General features: G+C 43.5%; 18 protein-coding genes. 10 read left to right on the forward strand and 8 right to left on the reverse strand.

Going from position 1 to position 16675, the window contains the following annotated elements; genetic code table 11:
• Positions 1-70 precede the first annotated feature (70 nt).
• The 4 genes from F6K57_RS01375 to F6K57_RS01390 all read left to right on the forward strand — a co-directional run bounded on the left by F6K57_RS01375 (position 71) and on the right by F6K57_RS01390 (position 5301).
• On the forward strand, positions 71-3634 hold the full coding sequence (locus F6K57_RS01375; RefSeq protein WP_293064102.1) for a hybrid sensor histidine kinase/response regulator: 3564 nt from the start codon (positions 71-73) through the stop codon (positions 3632-3634).
• A gap of 249 nt (positions 3635-3883) precedes the next feature.
• Positions 3884-4336, forward strand: coding sequence for a chemotaxis protein CheW (locus F6K57_RS01380; RefSeq protein ID WP_293064105.1), 453 nt, complete (start codon positions 3884-3886; stop codon positions 4334-4336).
• 143 nt (positions 4337-4479) lie between these two features.
• Positions 4480-5082 carry an urease accessory protein UreG gene (ureG, locus tag F6K57_RS01385; RefSeq protein WP_293023591.1) on the forward strand — a complete coding sequence of 201 codons (603 nt, stop codon included), beginning with the start codon at positions 4480-4482 and terminating at the stop codon, positions 5080-5082.
• Between the two features lie 66 nt (positions 5083-5148).
• Positions 5149-5301: a hypothetical protein gene (locus F6K57_RS01390; protein WP_293023594.1), complete on the forward strand. Its 153-nt coding sequence runs from the start codon at positions 5149-5151 to the stop codon at positions 5299-5301.
• Positions 5302-5571: 270 nt separating this feature from the next.
• Here the strand turns inward: F6K57_RS01390 and F6K57_RS01395 are convergent, their stop codons facing one another.
• Positions 5572-5736: a hypothetical protein gene (locus tag F6K57_RS01395; protein ID WP_293040410.1), complete on the reverse strand. Its 165-nt coding sequence runs from the start codon at positions 5734-5736 to the stop codon at positions 5572-5574.
• 133 nt (positions 5737-5869) lie between these two features.
• Here F6K57_RS01395 and F6K57_RS01400 point away from each other — a divergent pair, with 133 nt between their 5' ends.
• From F6K57_RS01400 to F6K57_RS01415, 4 genes are all read left to right on the forward strand, one after another.
• Positions 5870-6943 carry a hypothetical protein gene (locus F6K57_RS01400; protein ID WP_293064109.1) on the forward strand — a complete coding sequence of 358 codons (1074 nt, stop codon included), beginning with the start codon at positions 5870-5872 and terminating at the stop codon, positions 6941-6943.
• Positions 6944-7419: 476 nt separating this feature from the next.
• Positions 7420-8304: an EfeM/EfeO family lipoprotein gene (locus F6K57_RS01405; protein WP_293064112.1), complete on the forward strand. Its 885-nt coding sequence runs from the start codon at positions 7420-7422 to the stop codon at positions 8302-8304.
• Between the two features lie 830 nt (positions 8305-9134).
• Positions 9135-10151, forward strand: coding sequence for a chlorophyll a/b binding light-harvesting protein (locus tag F6K57_RS01410; protein WP_293064115.1), 1017 nt, complete (start codon positions 9135-9137; stop codon positions 10149-10151).
• A gap of 145 nt (positions 10152-10296) precedes the next feature.
• Entirely contained in the window at positions 10297-11325 is a 1029-nt protein-coding gene (locus tag F6K57_RS01415) for a chlorophyll a/b binding light-harvesting protein (protein ID WP_293022542.1), read from the forward strand.
• A 498-nt stretch (positions 11326-11823) separates the two neighbouring features.
• Here F6K57_RS01415 and F6K57_RS01420 read toward each other — a convergent pair whose 3' ends face one another.
• Positions 11824-11949 carry a hypothetical protein gene (locus F6K57_RS01420; RefSeq protein ID WP_293022545.1) on the reverse strand — a complete coding sequence of 42 codons (126 nt, stop codon included), beginning with the start codon at positions 11947-11949 and terminating at the stop codon, positions 11824-11826.
• Between the two features lie 133 nt (positions 11950-12082).
• Positions 12083-12265 (reverse strand): hypothetical protein, encoded by a 183-nt coding sequence (locus F6K57_RS01425; protein ID WP_083304956.1) that lies wholly within the window; start codon positions 12263-12265, stop codon positions 12083-12085.
• 115 nt (positions 12266-12380) lie between these two features.
• Between F6K57_RS01425 and F6K57_RS41795 the strand changes: the two genes are divergently transcribed.
• Positions 12381-12725, forward strand: a complete 345-nt coding sequence (locus F6K57_RS41795) for a transposase (RefSeq protein ID WP_364300732.1) — start codon at positions 12381-12383, stop codon at positions 12723-12725.
• A gap of 378 nt (positions 12726-13103) precedes the next feature.
• On the forward strand, positions 13104-13562 hold the full coding sequence (locus tag F6K57_RS01430) for a transposase (protein WP_293022660.1): 459 nt from the start codon (positions 13104-13106) through the stop codon (positions 13560-13562).
• A 168-nt stretch (positions 13563-13730) separates the two neighbouring features.
• Here the strand turns inward: F6K57_RS01430 and F6K57_RS01435 are convergent, their stop codons facing one another.
• From F6K57_RS01435 to F6K57_RS01455, 5 genes are all read right to left on the reverse strand, one after another.
• On the reverse strand, positions 13731-14060 hold the full coding sequence (locus F6K57_RS01435) for a hypothetical protein (RefSeq protein WP_293064120.1): 330 nt from the start codon (positions 14058-14060) through the stop codon (positions 13731-13733).
• 139 nt (positions 14061-14199) lie between these two features.
• Complete coding sequence (locus tag F6K57_RS01440) at positions 14200-14937, reverse strand: alpha/beta hydrolase (RefSeq protein ID WP_293064123.1); 738 nt, start codon at positions 14935-14937, stop codon at positions 14200-14202.
• A gap of 369 nt (positions 14938-15306) precedes the next feature.
• Positions 15307-15822 carry a flavodoxin FldA gene (fldA, locus tag F6K57_RS01445; RefSeq protein WP_293064126.1) on the reverse strand — a complete coding sequence of 172 codons (516 nt, stop codon included), beginning with the start codon at positions 15820-15822 and terminating at the stop codon, positions 15307-15309.
• A 6-nt stretch (positions 15823-15828) separates the two neighbouring features.
• Positions 15829-15963 carry a hypothetical protein gene (locus F6K57_RS01450; RefSeq protein WP_293064129.1) on the reverse strand — a complete coding sequence of 45 codons (135 nt, stop codon included), beginning with the start codon at positions 15961-15963 and terminating at the stop codon, positions 15829-15831.
• Positions 15964-16273: 310 nt separating this feature from the next.
• The coding region (locus F6K57_RS01455) for a photosystem I reaction center subunit XI (protein WP_293064132.1) at positions 16274-16675 on the reverse strand (402 nt) is incomplete at its 5' end.

A 16675-nucleotide genomic window follows, 5' to 3' on the forward strand; every position in this document is an offset into this window, starting at 1 on the left:
ATTCCCGATTCCCTACTCCCTACTCCCTACTCCCTACTCCCTACTCCCTAAGAATAAAATCCTCACCCAATTGACAACTGCTCTAATGACTAATGACCCGAAAATTCGTGAGCAAAGCTATCGCTACTTTCTCCAGGAAGCACCGGAACTGCTGCAAGTCTTGGAAGAGGATTTGCTGAGTTTGTCAGAAAACTATAGCATCAATAAAGTCAACAACTTGATGCGGACTACCCATACCCTCAAAGGCGCAGCAGCTAGCATTGGGTTGGAAACAATCGCCACTGTAGCTCACTCCTTGGAGGATGTTTTTAAAGCTCTGTTTAACCCCGACTTGTCCATTGATCCAGAAATTGAAGCCTTACTGTTTCAAGCTTATGAGTGTCTGCGCCTACCTCTGACCGCTGAACTCACAGGGGGGCAAATCGATGACACCGAAATCAAAAATCGAACTGCTGCTGTTGTTGCCCAACTCCAAGAGAAGCTGGGGGACTGTTTTGGTCACGAATCCCATCTGCCCACCTCACTAGAATTGGGCTTCGACGTCACCCAGTCCATTTTTGAAGTGGGGGTTAGCCAAGGCTTAGACGTAATCCAAGCTGCCCTAAATAATGACAATCCCAGTGAAATCAGCATCACAGTTCGCCACCAAGCAGACATTTTCTTGGGGTTAGGGGAATCCCTTAATTTACCAGGGTTTGCCGCTATTGCCAAAAATGCGATCGCAGCCCTAGACAACCATCCCGATCAGGTGGTCACCATTGCCAAGACCGCTTTGTGTGATTTCGTTGCAGCACAAGCAGCGGTGCTAGAAGGGGATAGGACTCAAGGTGGTCAACCTTCTATAGCTCTGCAACAACTAGCTGACCTTAGGTCTTCAAGTCAAAATTCACAATTCACAATTCAAAATCAATCTTCTGTCTTCGGCAACGGAAAAGAACAAGACCTTAATCGAGTTGAGCCCGGACTAGAAGAAGTAGAAGGTGTTGTTAATAATTCTTCCGTTACTGATCCAGAATCTAAAACAAGGAAACGGTCCCAGCTTGTGGAAATGATCTGGGGAGGATCAACTACACTAGATCAGCAAACCTTTGATCAAAGTAGAAAGTTGCAGAGGTCGGAGCAAACAGAGATAGATGTCTTGCATGGAGAGATAGCCTCACCTGATCAAGAAATCGCCACAGAAAAAAATTTTGTTTTGCACAACATGGGGATGATTGATGCAGATAATCAAAAAAAAGAACAACGACAAGATCCCGAAATTATCACAGACGAGATCATCCCGCCCATAGGCAATGCTAGAAATGCCCCTCTAAACTCTTCCCATCTCGCCATAACTCCCTCCAACCAACATCCCAGCACGCCATCATCTAGGGATCTATCTGGTACTGTGCGGATAAATATTGAGCATCTAGAATACCTGAATTACACAATTGGGGAATTACTAACCAACCAAAACCGCCAGTTGCTCGAAAATGAACAACTGCTGGCTGCAGTGCGAGTACTCCTTGATCGTATCGACCAACATCAGCAAGTTCTAGAGCAACTCCAAGATTGGTACGACCGCCTGTTTATTTTGACCCAACAAAAGCAGATTAGGCAAAGGTTGCAAGTTAGCAAGTTGAATGTTGAAGGTTTAAACAAAAACAAAGCTACCGACCCAAATCTTAGTTTTTATTCCTACCCTTGGGCAGAAAAAACGTTGCAGCTTAGCAAGTTGAAGGTTGAAGGTTTAAAGGAACACTTTGCTACCAACCCCAATCCTACGGCCAACCTTGGCCAAAAGGCCACGCTACGCTCTCAACCTGCCAACTTTCAACATAGCAACTTTCAACATAGCAACTTTCAACATAGCAACTTTCAACCAACTAACCTTGGCCAAAAGGCCACGCTACGCGAACAACATACCGACTATTTCGATGACCTGGAACTAAAACGTTATAGCGCACCCGAGCTTCTGATCCAGTCAGTTCTAGAAGATGCTATTCAATTAACAGAAGCTGCCCATGACATTGAGCTGTTCAGCACCCAATCCAGTAAAACTCTCGAACAACAACGTCGGTTGTTAACCAACCATCGTGATGTCTTGATGGACGCCCGGATGTTGCCTTTAGGGGAAATATTTAGTCGTTTCCCCCCTGTCCTCAAGCAGTTGTCAGCTTCCCACCATAAGCTGGTAGAGCTAAAAATCTCTGGTAATGATGTTTTAGTGGATAAAGTTGTTGCCCAGAAGTTGTACGACCCCCTGCTGCATCTTGTGCGTAATGCTTTTGACCACGGCATTGAGACTCCTGCTGTACGGCAACAACAGGGCAAACCAGAAAAGGGATTAATTGAAATCAGTGCTTGCCATCGGGGCAGATATTTGGTGATTGAAGTTTTTGATGACGGGCCAGGGTTGAATTTTGAACGGATTCGCCAACTAGCAGTAGAACGTGAACTGATAGACTTTGAACAGAGTAATAATCTCAGTGAGGCTCAGCTGAGGAATTTGTTGTTTGAACCAGGCTTTTCCACTGTCTCTGGGGTGAATAACCTCTCTGGACGTGGTGTTGGTCTTGATGTTGTCCTAAACCAGGTCAAAGCTCTGAGGGGTTCCGTCCAGGTTGATTCTTCTCCGGACCAAGGCAGCAGATTTAGACTACAAATTCCCTTGAGTTTAACCATAGATAAATTACTTCTGTGCCAGGCTGGGAAGCAAGTTTATGGTTTGATTACTGATCAAGTCGAGCAAATTATTATTCCTGAGGAACACCAGCTCCGAAGTTGGGAAGATGGCAAAGTTCTCCACTTGGGTACCGGGACTGATCAGCAACTGGTTAAAGTCTACCAACTTGGGCAAGTCCTAGATTATTCCTCTGTGGCAAATCCATTCTCAGTAACCCATCCCCATCAACCTGTTGTTCCTCTTCAGACGATTAGACCAATCATTCTGATCCATTACCAGGATCAGCTTGTCGGTCTGGAAGTAGACCAACTGTTGGGAGACCAGGAGTTGGTGATTCGTCCTTTGGGGACAATGATTGTGCCACCCCCCTATGTCAATGGGGGCAGTATTCTGGCCGATGGTCGGTTGACATTGGTGCTGGATGGGACTGAATTGATCCAGTACCTGTCTGAGCAACAGACCGATGGCAGTCAAAGGTTACAGGTTAGCACATTGAAAGTTGAAAGCAAAAGCTATGACCAAGCCACCCAACCGATGGAAACCCTTTCGCGAAAGCAGCTTCCACCTTCAACGGTTGAACCGTTCTGGGTCAGACGTAAGCCAAAGGTACTCCTGGTAGATGACTCGATCACCCTGCGCCAAACTCTAGCCATGACCTTACAGAAAAATGGCTATCAAGTGTTTCAAGCCCAGGATGGTTATGAAGGGATTGAGCAACTACAGCATCAGACAGACATACAGTTAGTGATCTGTGATATTGAGATGCCTCGCATGAATGGGTTTGAGTTTCTCAAACACTGTCAGCAAGACCCAGCTTTGGTAGATATTCCTGTAGTCATCCTCACATCCCGCAGTAACGATAAACACCGCTTGATTGCTGCACAGTTGGGGGCAAAGGCTTATATCACTAAGCCCTATTTGGAACACAAATTGTTGACAACAGTAACCGATGTTGTTGAGCCCATTTAACCGTTAATAAGGGAGTAGGGAGTAGGGAGTAGGGAGTAGGGAGTCGGGAGTCGGGAGTCGGGAGTCGGGGGAATAAAATTGGCTGTAGCTCATAAGTATGATCAACGCTATATCCTGCAATTCTTTGGTAATTAGTAATTGATCATTGCTCCTGGTGAATTGGTAGTTTCAAAAATCCTAAAAATCTCCCTATAACTACTCAGCACTAAACACTAATCACTAAACACTAATCACTATAAAATAAAGGCGATGGACGATTCAAAACTAGAAAAATTAATGGTTTTTAAAATTGCTGATTATTCCCTATGTCTCCCGATTATGGATGTTATGAAAGTGGTTAATTATACCACGGAAATCAGCCGGGATATGAAAACCATGGGATTAGTTCAGCTAGGCAAGCATACCATTAAAGTTTGGGATTTACATCAGCAGTTGGGGGATGGTAGTTTACCTCACCGAAGCCCTAACCAAAGGTTCTTAGTGATTATTCGTCCTAGGGACTCCGAACTTTGGGGAATTTTTGTGGATGATCTGCCTAATTTGGTGGAGTTACCCCAAGACATGATGCGACCTATCCCGAAGTCTTACCGTCAGGCCAGTGTTCTGGAGATGATATCTCATGCAGCTGTTATATCAAACGAAGCATCTACTCAGAAAATTTTTCTTTTGGATTTACAGCAAGTCGGTGCCTTGACTCCTTAATCGTCACTAGAAAAGGCTATAATAAAAATCTAAACTTACCAATTACCATTTGTTAATTGTTAACTTGTAGCAATTAACAATTTTTTTATGGCTAATGATCATAAATCAACTACACTATTAAAATTAACTCTAAGTTAGTTAACATGAGTACTTTTCGTGTTGGTATTGCTGGTCCAGTTGGTTCAGGGAAAACTGCTCTATTAGATGCATTGTGTAAAGCCCTGCGAGACTCTTATCAAATCGCTGTGGTCACCAATGATATATATACTCAGGAAGATGCCCAGTTTTTAGTTAGGAGTCAGGCTCTAGAAAGCGATCGCATTCTGGGTGTGGAAACGGGGGGTTGTCCCCATACTGCCATTCGGGAAGATGCCTCCATGAACTTGGCAGCCATTGAACAGTTGGAAAATCGGTTTACTGATTTAGACTTGGTGTTCCTAGAAAGTGGAGGGGATAACCTAGCAGCAACCTTCAGTCCAGAACTAGTAGATTTCACGATCTACGTTATTGATGTGGCTGCTGGGGATAAGATTCCTCGTAAAGGAGGACCAGGAATCACCAAGTCTGACTTGCTGGTGATTAACAAAATTGACCTGGCACCTCAGGTGGGAGCAGATTTAGGGGTGATGGAACGGGATGCTAAAAAGATGCGAGGAGATAAACCCTTTGTGTTTACGAATTTGAAAACTAAAGAGGGAATCTCTACGGTGATTGACTTGATAAAACTTGACATGGGCGCTTATTAATTCCCTTGAGAAGGGAGTAATAAAAGTGTTGGAATCAAACCTAATCTGATCATATGATCATGGGTGGTGATGATACTGTTTTATAGCGTTTATCACAGTTATGAGGTACAGTCTTCTTTGACGTTGATTCCCTGTCTTGATGCAACCCATCCCTATTCCCTATTCCCTATTCCCTCTTCTCTCTTCTCTGTTCCCTGTTCCCTGTTCCCTGTTCCCTAAAATCCATAAATTGTTTACCTCATAGCTATGAGAATTGCTATATTTGTTTGTGTTATTGCATTTATCACTTGGTTGAAAAATGCTAGATAATTAATTATTATATTATAGTTTAGCAATTTTAATCTACGATAAAAAAATGTATTAAATTCTACCTAAATTTAGGTAAGCTGGTAGAGCCAACGTTATCCTGGTTGACTACCAAAAAGTCGAGTAACTGTGTGAACGCCAAAGGCGTGGCAGAGCCCATGGCCCCCCTCGTGATCCCCATTTCTAGCCAGATTCAATCACTGGGATTCCTTGCTTTCCAGGGTTTCCCTTTAGGGAGTAATGTAATGTCGAGATAATTACCCTTAATACAAATCTCCCCATCTCCCCATCTCCCCATCTCCCCACACTTCCCACACTTCCCACACTTCCCGCGCCCGGGCTCGACACTTTTATTATGGGTATTCAACAACAATCTCCACAGCCTTATAAAATTATCGGAAGTAAAACTCAACCAGTATAGTCCATCTGATTGCCGTGATTTGATAGTCTAAAATATAATGGCTCCTTAATTCCCAATCCCATGGAAGTTGTTGTCCCCTTTACCCCTCCTAGTCGTCCAACCGAGTTTTCGGCTCTGGGCTATCTGTTTGGGCGATTTGACCCAAACCCATCTCAAGAGCCTAATCGGTCAGTTAAAGGAACTCTTGTTCTCAAACAAGGAATCAGCTTCAGTGCCTATATGCACCAACCCTTGTGGAATAAATTAAGTACCAACCCCTCTTTTGGTGAGAAAAAAGTCTATCTTTGGCGAGTATATTTCCGCATCACCAAGGCAGGAAAACTCGCTCAAATTCAAATCAAAAAATTTATTCCCCTAGAGGGGAAAACTACTCTACGTCATTCTCCCAGTGACGAAAGAGTCGATCAGTTTCGGGTTCGTGGTTTAATTCACGATGTCAAGCCAGAAGCGGTGGTGGTGTATGTAGAACGCAATCACCTGCCTCCTAGAGGAAAAGCCAAAACTTATCCATGGCAGCCTTTTTTGTTGACACTCCAGGGCTCTTTGCCACAACCAGCAGAAAAGGATGATTTTTGGGAATTTTTTTGTAGACGAGTAGGGGAAGAACTCCACATAGAGGAAGCTCATCCAGTTAACGTAAATCTAGAAGACTCAAGTTTCTATTCACATTACTCCGAAGAAAAAACTGACTATCAACCTCAACCAAGCCCTAAAACTAAACCCAATGAAGTTATCATGATTCAAGGCAGAAAACCCGAAATCACCGTCAAGTTTACCGAAAGACCCAATTTACCGGAGCAAGGCAAGAAAGTTACCTTACTCCTAACTGGTGACAATGGCATAACCGTTCAGGCAGAACTTAATCGCAAGACCCTCAAAAAGCAAGTAGAAAAGATGGATAGCTTTGCTGATTGGGTAGCGGCTTTGAGTGGAAAGATCGCCAGGGTGTCTCCAGAAGGGGTAATTGAGTTAGAAGGTGCAGGAGTTAATGTATTTGAGAAAAAACCAAAAGTTAGCCAATCAACTGAGCCAAAAGAGTCTCAGAAGCCTTCTAGCAACCCAGAAACAATTAAGCAAGAACAATCACAACAACCTGCTCAAAAGCAGAAGAAAGTGTTTCGTCTGATTGATTAGGATAGGCGTTGCTTTTAGGGAGCAGGGAGTAGCCCACAGGGGTAGGTTGTTTACCTCAGGGTCAAACGGGAAGTGTGGGAGGTGTGGGAGGTGTGGGAAGTGTGGGAGGTGTGGGGAGATCGGGAGATAAGGAGATGGGGAGATGGGGAGATGGGGAGATAAAGAGATGAGGAGATGGGGAGATGGGGAGATAAAGAGATGAGGAGATGGAGAGATCGGGAGATGGAGAGATCGGGAGATGAAATTGATGAGTAGCCGTAGTTTCCAGAATTGGGATCATTGACACTAGTCTGACTTGCCAATTTTTTTTTGCCATTTTGTTTGGGTGGTATGGGATACTTGTGTCTTAAGCACCTCTTCACAATCTCTTCATCACATCTTTAAGGTTTAATTTATCGATAAATATTTTTATCAAGTTGATCAAGGTCTACTATAATAATCGAAGCTAAAAAAGAATCTTTCTCAAGTTTAACCCCATGACAATTAATCGACGAAAAATACTACAAATTGCTGCTGTGGGTGGTTTAGGCACCCTAGCGGCTTCTAGTCTAATTCGCCCTGGTTCAAGCAAGGAGTTAATTGCAGCAGCTGGTAGGGATCCTTATGCTGCAGAGGTTGATCAGGGCTTAAGGTATTTCCGACAACAAGCTCAAGTACAGCTACCCCTTGTCGAAGACTTAGTGAAAGCAATTCGCAGTGGCAATTTGGAAAATGCCAAAGACGCCTATGTCAAAGCCCGTCCTCCTTACGAGCAAATTGAAACCTACGCAGCCAGCTTTGAAGAAACTGACCGGGATATTGATGCTCGCCCCTCTGCTTTTGATGGTGGGGAGGATAACCCAGAATTTAAGGGATTTCACCGGATCGAAGTTCTCTTGTACCGGGAAGGGAACGTCAAAGCAGCGCTCCCTTATGCTAAAGAGTTAGTCGAGAGCGTCAAAACCCTAATCAAAGATTTAGATCAGCGGCAGAACTTCAATTCCACCTTGAACTTTGAGGGGATGATTGCTTTGGCGACAGAAGTAGTAGCCAAGAAGATTTGTGGCGAAGAAGAAACTTGGTCGGATCAGAGCCTGTTAATCTTCTCAGATAACTGGATCGGAATTTTCAGCCAGTATGCTCCCTATTCAGCAAAAGTGGCAGACAAAGACCCCAGTGTCAATGAAGAGGTTAAGGCAGCTTATAAAGCAGCAAAAGGCAAGCTTAAACCTTACTTCACCCAGGGCGAAGTCGCAGCTCAACCCTATAGTTCTCTCGACATTAGTCAGCGAAAAGATATTGTGGACGTCGGCTATCGGTTCCGTAGAGCGTTGGTCAGAGCAGCAAAGGTTTTAGAAATACCCGTTGGTTTCGAAGTTTAGGGAACGGTGGCACGGTGGCACAGTGTTAGCTGTTGGGTTTTGAGTTCATGGTTTTTGCCCTTAATCCTACTCATGCCTAATACCATTGGCCTAAGACGATCATGCCTATTCCGGTCAACGACCAGCAAAAAGCGCGGCAGAGAGTAATAAATGTAATCTCTGCCGCGATTCTGGCTCGTTATCAGACATAAGAGAAGATGTCTTAGGATAGACATTATCAGTATTGCTAAAATTTTTCAAGTGTTACCAAAGGGTCTATTATAGAATTTCTGATCACATTAAACCGATAAGGGTGGTTATAGCCATCGGGGATTAAATCAAGAAGGACTGACGCTTCCGTACGTGACTAAACCATAAATATAGCGGTTATCTGGAGATAAAATTACTACAGGTAGTGCATATGGTGGCCGATACCTAAGTCTTATTAAATCATATTTAAATTGTACGATTTCATATATCTCTCAGATATATAAGTCAAGTTTGAGCTGAATGACACCAGTAGATGTTCTCATTTTGACAGCATTTTCCGCAACTATTAGAAAAACTAATGATAAAACTTATTTATCAAATAAAAACTGATGAGAGGTGTTGACAACAATTTTGGGTAACTTGGGATTAGCATAAATAGCTGTAACTTTTGATATACAAGACTTTCATAGAATTAATGAATCTAAAAAATGATAATTAGTTGCAATAAATGTTAAAAAATATTGCAACTAAGTTTAAATTGGCTCCCTAATGCTGCACAATCGATTCATGTGATTTCACCTCAACCCTAAACAGGAGGTGGTGAAACAATGAAGCAATTAAGGATCGAGTAAGGATCGAGTATGCAAACATACGGTAATCCCGAGGTTAAATATGACTGGTGGGCTGGTAACGCCCGCCTAGCCAACTTGTCTGGCAAATTCGTAGCTGCTCATGTCGGCCAAGCAGCCCTGATCGTTTTTTGGGCTGGAGCATTTACTCTGTTTGAAATTTCTTGGTATGATCCCACCCTGCCCATGGGTGAGCAGGGGCTGATTCTGCTGCCCCACTTAGCTACTTTGGGCTGGGGTGTAGGCTCAGGCGGTCAGATAGTGGATACTTACCCCTATTTTGTTGTTGGCGCTCTACACCTGATCTCCTCGGCTGTTCTGGGAGCGGGTGCTCTGTTCCATTCCGCTAAAGGTCCAGCACAATTGAAAGATGCTGGCGGTCGTGCCGCTAAATTCCACTTTGAATGGAATGACCCTAAGAAGTTAGGCTTTATTCTTGGGCATCATCTCATTTTTCTAGGAGTAGGCGCTCTGTTATTGGCCGCGAAAGCCATGTACTTTGGCGGACTATACGATGCCACCATTCATGATGTCAGGCTCGTTACCAGCCCAAATCTTAATCCATTGGCAATCTATGGCTATCAAACCCATTTTGCCTCGGTGGATAACTTAGAAGACTTGGTAGGCGGTCACATCTATGTTGGTTTGCTACTCGTTGGTGGTGGTATTTGGCACATCCTAATACCACCAATGAAGTGGGCAAAGAATCTCGTAAGCTTCGAGGGAGAAGCGGTTCTTTCCTACTCTCTCGGCGGTATTGCTCTGGCAGGATTTGTAGCAGCTTACTTCTGCGCAGTTAATACCCTAGCCTATCCCGTCGAATTCTATGGTCCTGCCTTAGAGGTCAAGCTTGGTGTTTCGCCATATTTTGCAGACACTATTGAGTTGCCTTTGGGTGCCCACACTCCTCGCTGCTGGTTGGCCAATGCCCACTTCTTCCTAGCTTTCTTCTTTCTTCAAGGTCACCTATGGCATGCATTGCGTTCCATCGGCGTTGACTTTAAGAAATTTGAGGAAGGCTTGAATTAATCAGCTAGTAAAAAGCAGCCCTCTCTAGATAGTAGGTGTTAGGTGCTGTCCAATCAATCTAACACCTACTAAACCAAAAATTTCCTGGGCTGCTGAGTAGCACTCTACCAAATTTATGTTTTAGATAGAGATATACTCGGTTTTCATGACAACAAATAGTATTCCATCACGAACTAATCCGGATTGGTTGCTTGGTAATGCCCGTCTTAGGGACTTATCCGGTCAATTATTAGGAGCTCATATTGCTCACGCTGGTTTGATTATGTTCTGGGCAGGCGCAACTACCATAGCGGAAATTTCCCAGCTTGTCCCTGGTCAGCCGATGTCCGAGCAAGGATTAACCTTGTTACCCCACTTAGCCACTTTAGGCTGGGGTGTCGCACCCGGTGGTGTGGTCACAGATACCTATCCCTATTTTGTGATTGGCATTTTGCATCTAGCTGCATCCGCTGTTTTGGGTGCAGGTGGTCTATTTCATGTTTTTAGTGGTGTTGCAAATTTGAAAGATGGCACTGGACGCGCCCCTAAATTCCACTATGAATGGACTGACCCCAAGAAGCTCAGCTTTATTTTAGGACATCATCTGATTTTCCTAGGTGTGGGTGCGTTGTTGCTGGTAGCCAAGGCAATGGTTTTTGGTGGCATTTATGACGCTGCTGTCGGCAATGTACGTATCATTACCAGCCCAACTCTTAACCCAGTGACTATCTTTGGTTATCTCTTTGGCATTGTCGATGGGGTTTGGAATCCTCTTGGAATGGCAGCTGTCAATAATTTAGAGGATGTCATTGGTGGTCATATTTGGATTGGGATGATGTGTATTGGTGGCGGGATTTGGCATATTGTCTCCACTCCATTTAACTGGGCTAGGAGTGCCCTCCAGATTGAAGGAGAAGCAATCCTCTCCTACAGTTTAGGGTCTCTAGCGTTTATGGCTTTTGTGTCTGCTGCTTTTGTTGCTAACAACACTACGGTCTTTCCCACTGAATTTTACGGTTCTAACCGTCTGGTAGCAGCAAATGTTCAGTTTTTCTTGGGACTCTTGTTCTTAGGGGGGCACTTGTGGCATGCTGTCCAAGCCCGTTCTGGCAGTGTATTAATGAGTACTCAGATTAAGTACTTAGATAAACTGTCAAAATCCCAAGACAATCCAACGACAGAGCCTTCGTCATAATTTCTTTGAAAAACTAGTTGCTAATTTTTAGCATTAAGTGGTATACTAAAAATGTAAGTTGCCATCTAGACGAGACACAGAGCCAGGGTTTCTTCTCTAGACAGGAAGCTAGTCCTCCTTATGGTAAACCAACAGCCAATCAGATCACTAGGGTGGTGATCTGATTTTTGTTTTTTAGCTATTTATCAATAAAGTTTATTATTAAAAGCCCAATTCTTATGGAACCAGAAACCTGCTGGAAAACTGAAGCTGTTGTCAGCCGTGAGCTTTTAGCTCACGCTACCCGAACAGCGGTCAGCGGTCAGCCATTCTCTACTTGAAATGCAGACGTAAAAAAGATTAAATCAATGCTTAGTTGTTGTCTTAATGCAGCGCGGTCTTGGGGGAAACCCCCAAGACCGCTTAGGTGCGCTTATTTAAAAACTGTTCGCGTAGCGTGGCACAGGCTTCTAGCCTGTGATATGGCCCATTAGCTGATAACTGATAACTTACGGTTACCTAACTTGCGTTCGCATAGCGTGACCGTAGGTCAATCCCCTTTGGCGCGCCAGAGCCAAACATATTATCAAAAAGGGAGTTTGTTCGCGTAGCGTGGCCAAAGGCCAGGGAAAAAGAATACCCCATCCTTCTTAAGGTTTAAAGTTACCGTAAGAATAGGGTCGCCTTAATAATAAAGTTTTAACCCTTTTGCTCATAGCCGACCAACCATAAAGGCGACCCTATTCTAAGGTTTCGTCTCCGGGGATGAATTTTTCCCTCAATCAGGCAAAGTCCCAGTCCTCCCTAGGAACTCTAAGTATTCAGAAAGGCTTAAGCCCGAACGAGCAGCCAGCCTTTTTAATCCTTGCCAACCAGTTTCAGTGGCCTTGATGCTGTAACTTTTTTTAGCTTCCTCGTGTAATCTGGGTCTTCCTACTTTTCTTTTAATTTGTTCACTCATTTACTTGACATTATTATTTTGGGGGTCTATAATTAGATTAGCACTGAAAGAGGTCGAACAGATGCAACTAGGATACTCTTACAAACTCAAGCCCACTCAACGACAAAAAGCCGTAATGAATCGGTGGTTAGACATGTTGAGGTCGCAGTATAATTACCTGCTTAGAGACAGAAATGATTCTTACAATCAAGCAAAAGCTCCTAGATTAGGCAATTATTGTGATCTGAAAAGCGGTGGAGAAGCGTGTCCATTAACTTGTTCAGTCAGCAAAAATTATTCAGTAGGTTACCCTTGGAAGAAAAGTCGAAATAATCCAAGACGAAGTGCCTATGAAGCCCAAAGTTCTAGTCTTCCCATACTCAAGAAAGAAAGACCCTGGTATAAATCAATTCATTCAACTGTATTGCAACAAACTCTAAGACAATTGGATGTTGCATTTGCTAAATTCTTTAAAGGATAAACTGGATACCCTAGACCAAAAAGAAGGTCACGATTTAGGAGCTTCAAATATGCTCCTGGTCAAGTAAAGCTTGATGGGGACAATATATATCTCCCAGGAATTGGATGGATGGGTTTTTACAATTCTCGCCCTATCCCTGAGGGTTTTATTTTAAAATCAGTCACTGTTCGGAGGAAGGCTCGCGGTTGGTTTGTAAGTCTTCAAATCGAAGACAAGTCAGTTCCAACTACTCCGATAAGGAGTAATAGCGAAATCAATCCTCTAAGAGTCAAAGGCTGCGATCTAGGAATTAACAAGTTAGTCAGTATCTCTAATGGTAAAACAATAGCTAATCCAGCTAAACAAAAGTCTTTTAAACGCAGATAAAGACGCTTAAAACTGAGACAAAAGGCTGCTAGCCGAAAGAAAAAAGGTTCTAAAAATAGAGGAAAGTCTTACTCTAGGGTGGCCTCACTTCATGAGCGTATTGCAAACAATCGTAGTGCCTATCATTGGGATGTAGCTAATCAGTTAGTCAAAGATACAGATGCCTTGGTACTTGAAGATCTTAATATAAAGGCAATGAAATCTCGCTGTAAACCTAGACCTAATGAGAATGGTGGATATGTCCGCAATGGACAGTCGGCAAAAAGAGGTTTAAACAGATCAATATCTAATGCAGCTTGGGGTGAACTGGTTAAAAAGGTAGAGGTCGTGGCTGCGAAGTCAGGCATACCAGTAGTCAAAATAAATCCCAAGCACACGTCTCAAAAATGCCCGAAATGCCATCACGTCAGTAAAAGTAACAGAAAGAAAGAAAAGTTTGTCTGTACCAATTGTGGTCACTATGATGACTAGAAATGTTAATGGGGCAATAAACATCAAAATGCGGGGTCTAAAAAAACTGGGAATTGACCCCACTCAGCTACCTCCGGTGCGGGGGGAAGTCACGCCCACGGAGTTAACAGCAACATAGTTGTTGTGCCTGGGAATCCCCATCCCTGCGACGGGTGGGGAGGTTCAACGTCACACAACTTTAGAAGTAGCTTGATGACTACACTTACACCGTCGTGAGTTAACCCTAGCAGGATTGAGAGTTGCCTCATAGTCATAACAATTGATTGCCTCTTCTGTTAGCGCCTTTGACGGATGTACTGTACACTTGAGGCGATAATCTCCAGTAAAAAAAGCGCAGCGACTACAGGGAATTTGATGTAATTGTCTCAAATGAGCGACACCATCTTGAAAGGTGACCCTAATCCGCCATAAAGCTATTCCGATTAATGTCCAAGCAGCTATGCAGCACAGAAACGTTGCCAAATGTTGAATAACCTGAAAAAGAAGTATCTCGAACATGCTTAACTACTAACTAATAAGATTTCAATTTATGGATGCTACAGATAGTTTCAGCTATCAGCCATCAGCCTATGCGCTACGCGCACGCTGCGCGAACAGCTATCAGCTATCAGCTAATGGCTGATGGCTAAATGCTTACCTAAGTACTAATTGCTAATGGCTCAGGGACTGGTGATGATAGGGATTCCCAAAACCGGATGATTTGCCTTCCTACTCGATTGGGATGGAAATAGTGGCAAAAGTGACCCCCTTCGGGATATTCCCATAAGCGATCGCATTCTTTTAACCAAGATTTCCATCCTTGCAAAGCATTAGAATCAACAATAATGTCATCTTTGCAACCACATACCATTAATGGTACTTGCACTGCTGTTGGTGCTACACTAACCCGTTTATATAGGGAATGAGGAGAGGGAGAAAAAGCTAAATCCTGCTCTAGGATGGTTACTAAACCTTTCGTAATACGGTGATTGTGATGACCAAAGAGGCTCTTAACCATTTGGCTAAGCAACACTTGGCGAGTGCAGGGTAAAAGTTGGAGCTGCACATAGTAGTGGGCTTGCCAGTCAACTGCAGGATTAACACCTACTGATAATAGAGTTAAAGACTTGACTTTTTCAGGATATTTACGGCTATAGAGTAGTCCTACCAAACCAGCAGTGCTGTGACCCACCAGATGGATAGGATGATCTGAGGCTTTGAGATAGTCATGAAGTAAGGTCAGGGCGATATCAAGAGACGTTGGTTCATCTTGGTTTTGGCGATACTCCCACTGGCCAATTCGCTTTTGTTTAGACAAATAACGAATTAAAGGCTGATCAAAACGTAGAAAACTTGGACTAACATTCAACCAAAGGATTTCAGGCAAAATAGACATATAGCAAAGGGAGTAGGGAGTAGGGAGTAGGGAGTAGGGAGTAGGGAGTAGGGAGTAGGGAGTAGGGAGTAGGGAGCAAAAATTATCATAATTCCTACACGGATCCCTATAGCAATTTTATAATCACAAATATTCAATAGGGGTGAAGCATTTTATTATATGTTTGAAAGTCATTAATGTTGACCGTTAACGCTCAAATGTAAGTGGTCAATAGTCAACGGTCAACGTAGCTAGCTTTATAAAAAATAGACGGTTTTCAGGTGCGACCCGTGGCGAATTTAATTCGCCTACGGAAAGCGCACCTCAGGTTTTTTCCTAATTGGAAAATACCCAATTTAAATGCAAAGCAGCTTACAACGGTTGTAAAAACTAAACTCCAAACTCTTGTTTGAGTTGGGTTACCCAAGTTTTTATCCGTTTTTCCGTCAGTTCAGACTGGTTATCGTCATCGAGGGCAAGACCAATAAACTTACCATTTTTGAGAGCTTTTGATTCATTAAACTCGTACTCATCAGTCTTCGGCCATTGTCCAACTGTGGTACCCCCCAGTTCGGAAATTTTTGCTTCTAGAATACCAATGGCATCCATAAAGTTATCAGGATAGCCCTCCTGGTCTCCAGTCCCAAAATAGGCGACTTTCTTACCACTAAAGTTGATACTATCTAACTCCTCAAAGTAGCCATCCCAGTCAGCTTGTAATTCCCCAATATCCCAAGTAGGACAGCCGATGATGAGATTTTCGTACTTTTCAAAATCGCTATTTTCAGCCTCTTCTATTTTATGGATAGTGACGACATCATCACCGCCAAGTCCTTCTTGAATTTCTTCAGCTGCCGCCTCTGTTTTACCGGTTTGAGAACCGACGAAAAGACCAATTTTTGACATTTTTATTTACTCCTGATTGATGTTGATTAGATTCTTATCCCCACAGGGGACTGACTCAGTCAGTATGGTTTCCTCCAGCATTGGCATCTGTTGCCGACAGTGGCAGCAATAGTAGTAAATGCCAGTGGCAGGTGGAGACATTTATCTTGGTTATGGCATCCGTCTTTATTAACGCCTTCTAGGTCGTTGAAAATTTATCAATAATATTTATCAATAAATTGAGACCAAAAGGAGGGATTATTGTCTGTTGCCATAGTTTCGGTCAAGGTTGCACTTAACCTGGCTGTCACTATGGGAGGGATGAACGGTTAGTTATATCTAAGCTAGGGAAAAGAGATAATGGGGTTAGGGTTGACATGGCTTCCTAGCCCCAGACAGCTCCTGTTTTAAGAAGCCTATAGAATGCTCCATTAATTACTCTAGCATTTGTTGAAACTTTTTAGCAACTAATTCAACCCATCATGCCCTGAATCATACTGAAGTTATTGACCAGCAGATAGGCAAAAATCGCTCCTCCAGCGCCACCAACTAGAAAAGCTCCAGCAAACTGACTCCAGCCGTCAGCAGTTTGGATAGTTTCTGGTACCTCGGGTACCCTGGTAACGAATGTGGGTCGAGGTAAAGTTTTTAGCTCTTTTTTAAAGGTGACTGTACCGTAGATTGATAGGCCGATGGTGGCGATTACAATCAGAGCAATAGCTGCTGTTACACCAGCTAAGTTTGCCGTCTGTGAATCCCGCAACGGTCCTAATTTGGCAAACGGACCAAAGATAAAATACCCATGAGCCATGCCAATTTCTAGACCCCTGGACAGGGGAGAAAGACCGGGACGGTAAATAGGTAGGTTTTTGAG

Origin of the sequence: Moorena sp. SIO4A5 (genome assembly GCF_010672005.1) — a bacterium.
In the GTDB taxonomy this organism is placed as follows: Bacteria; Cyanobacteriota; Cyanobacteriia; order Cyanobacteriales; family Coleofasciculaceae; genus Moorena.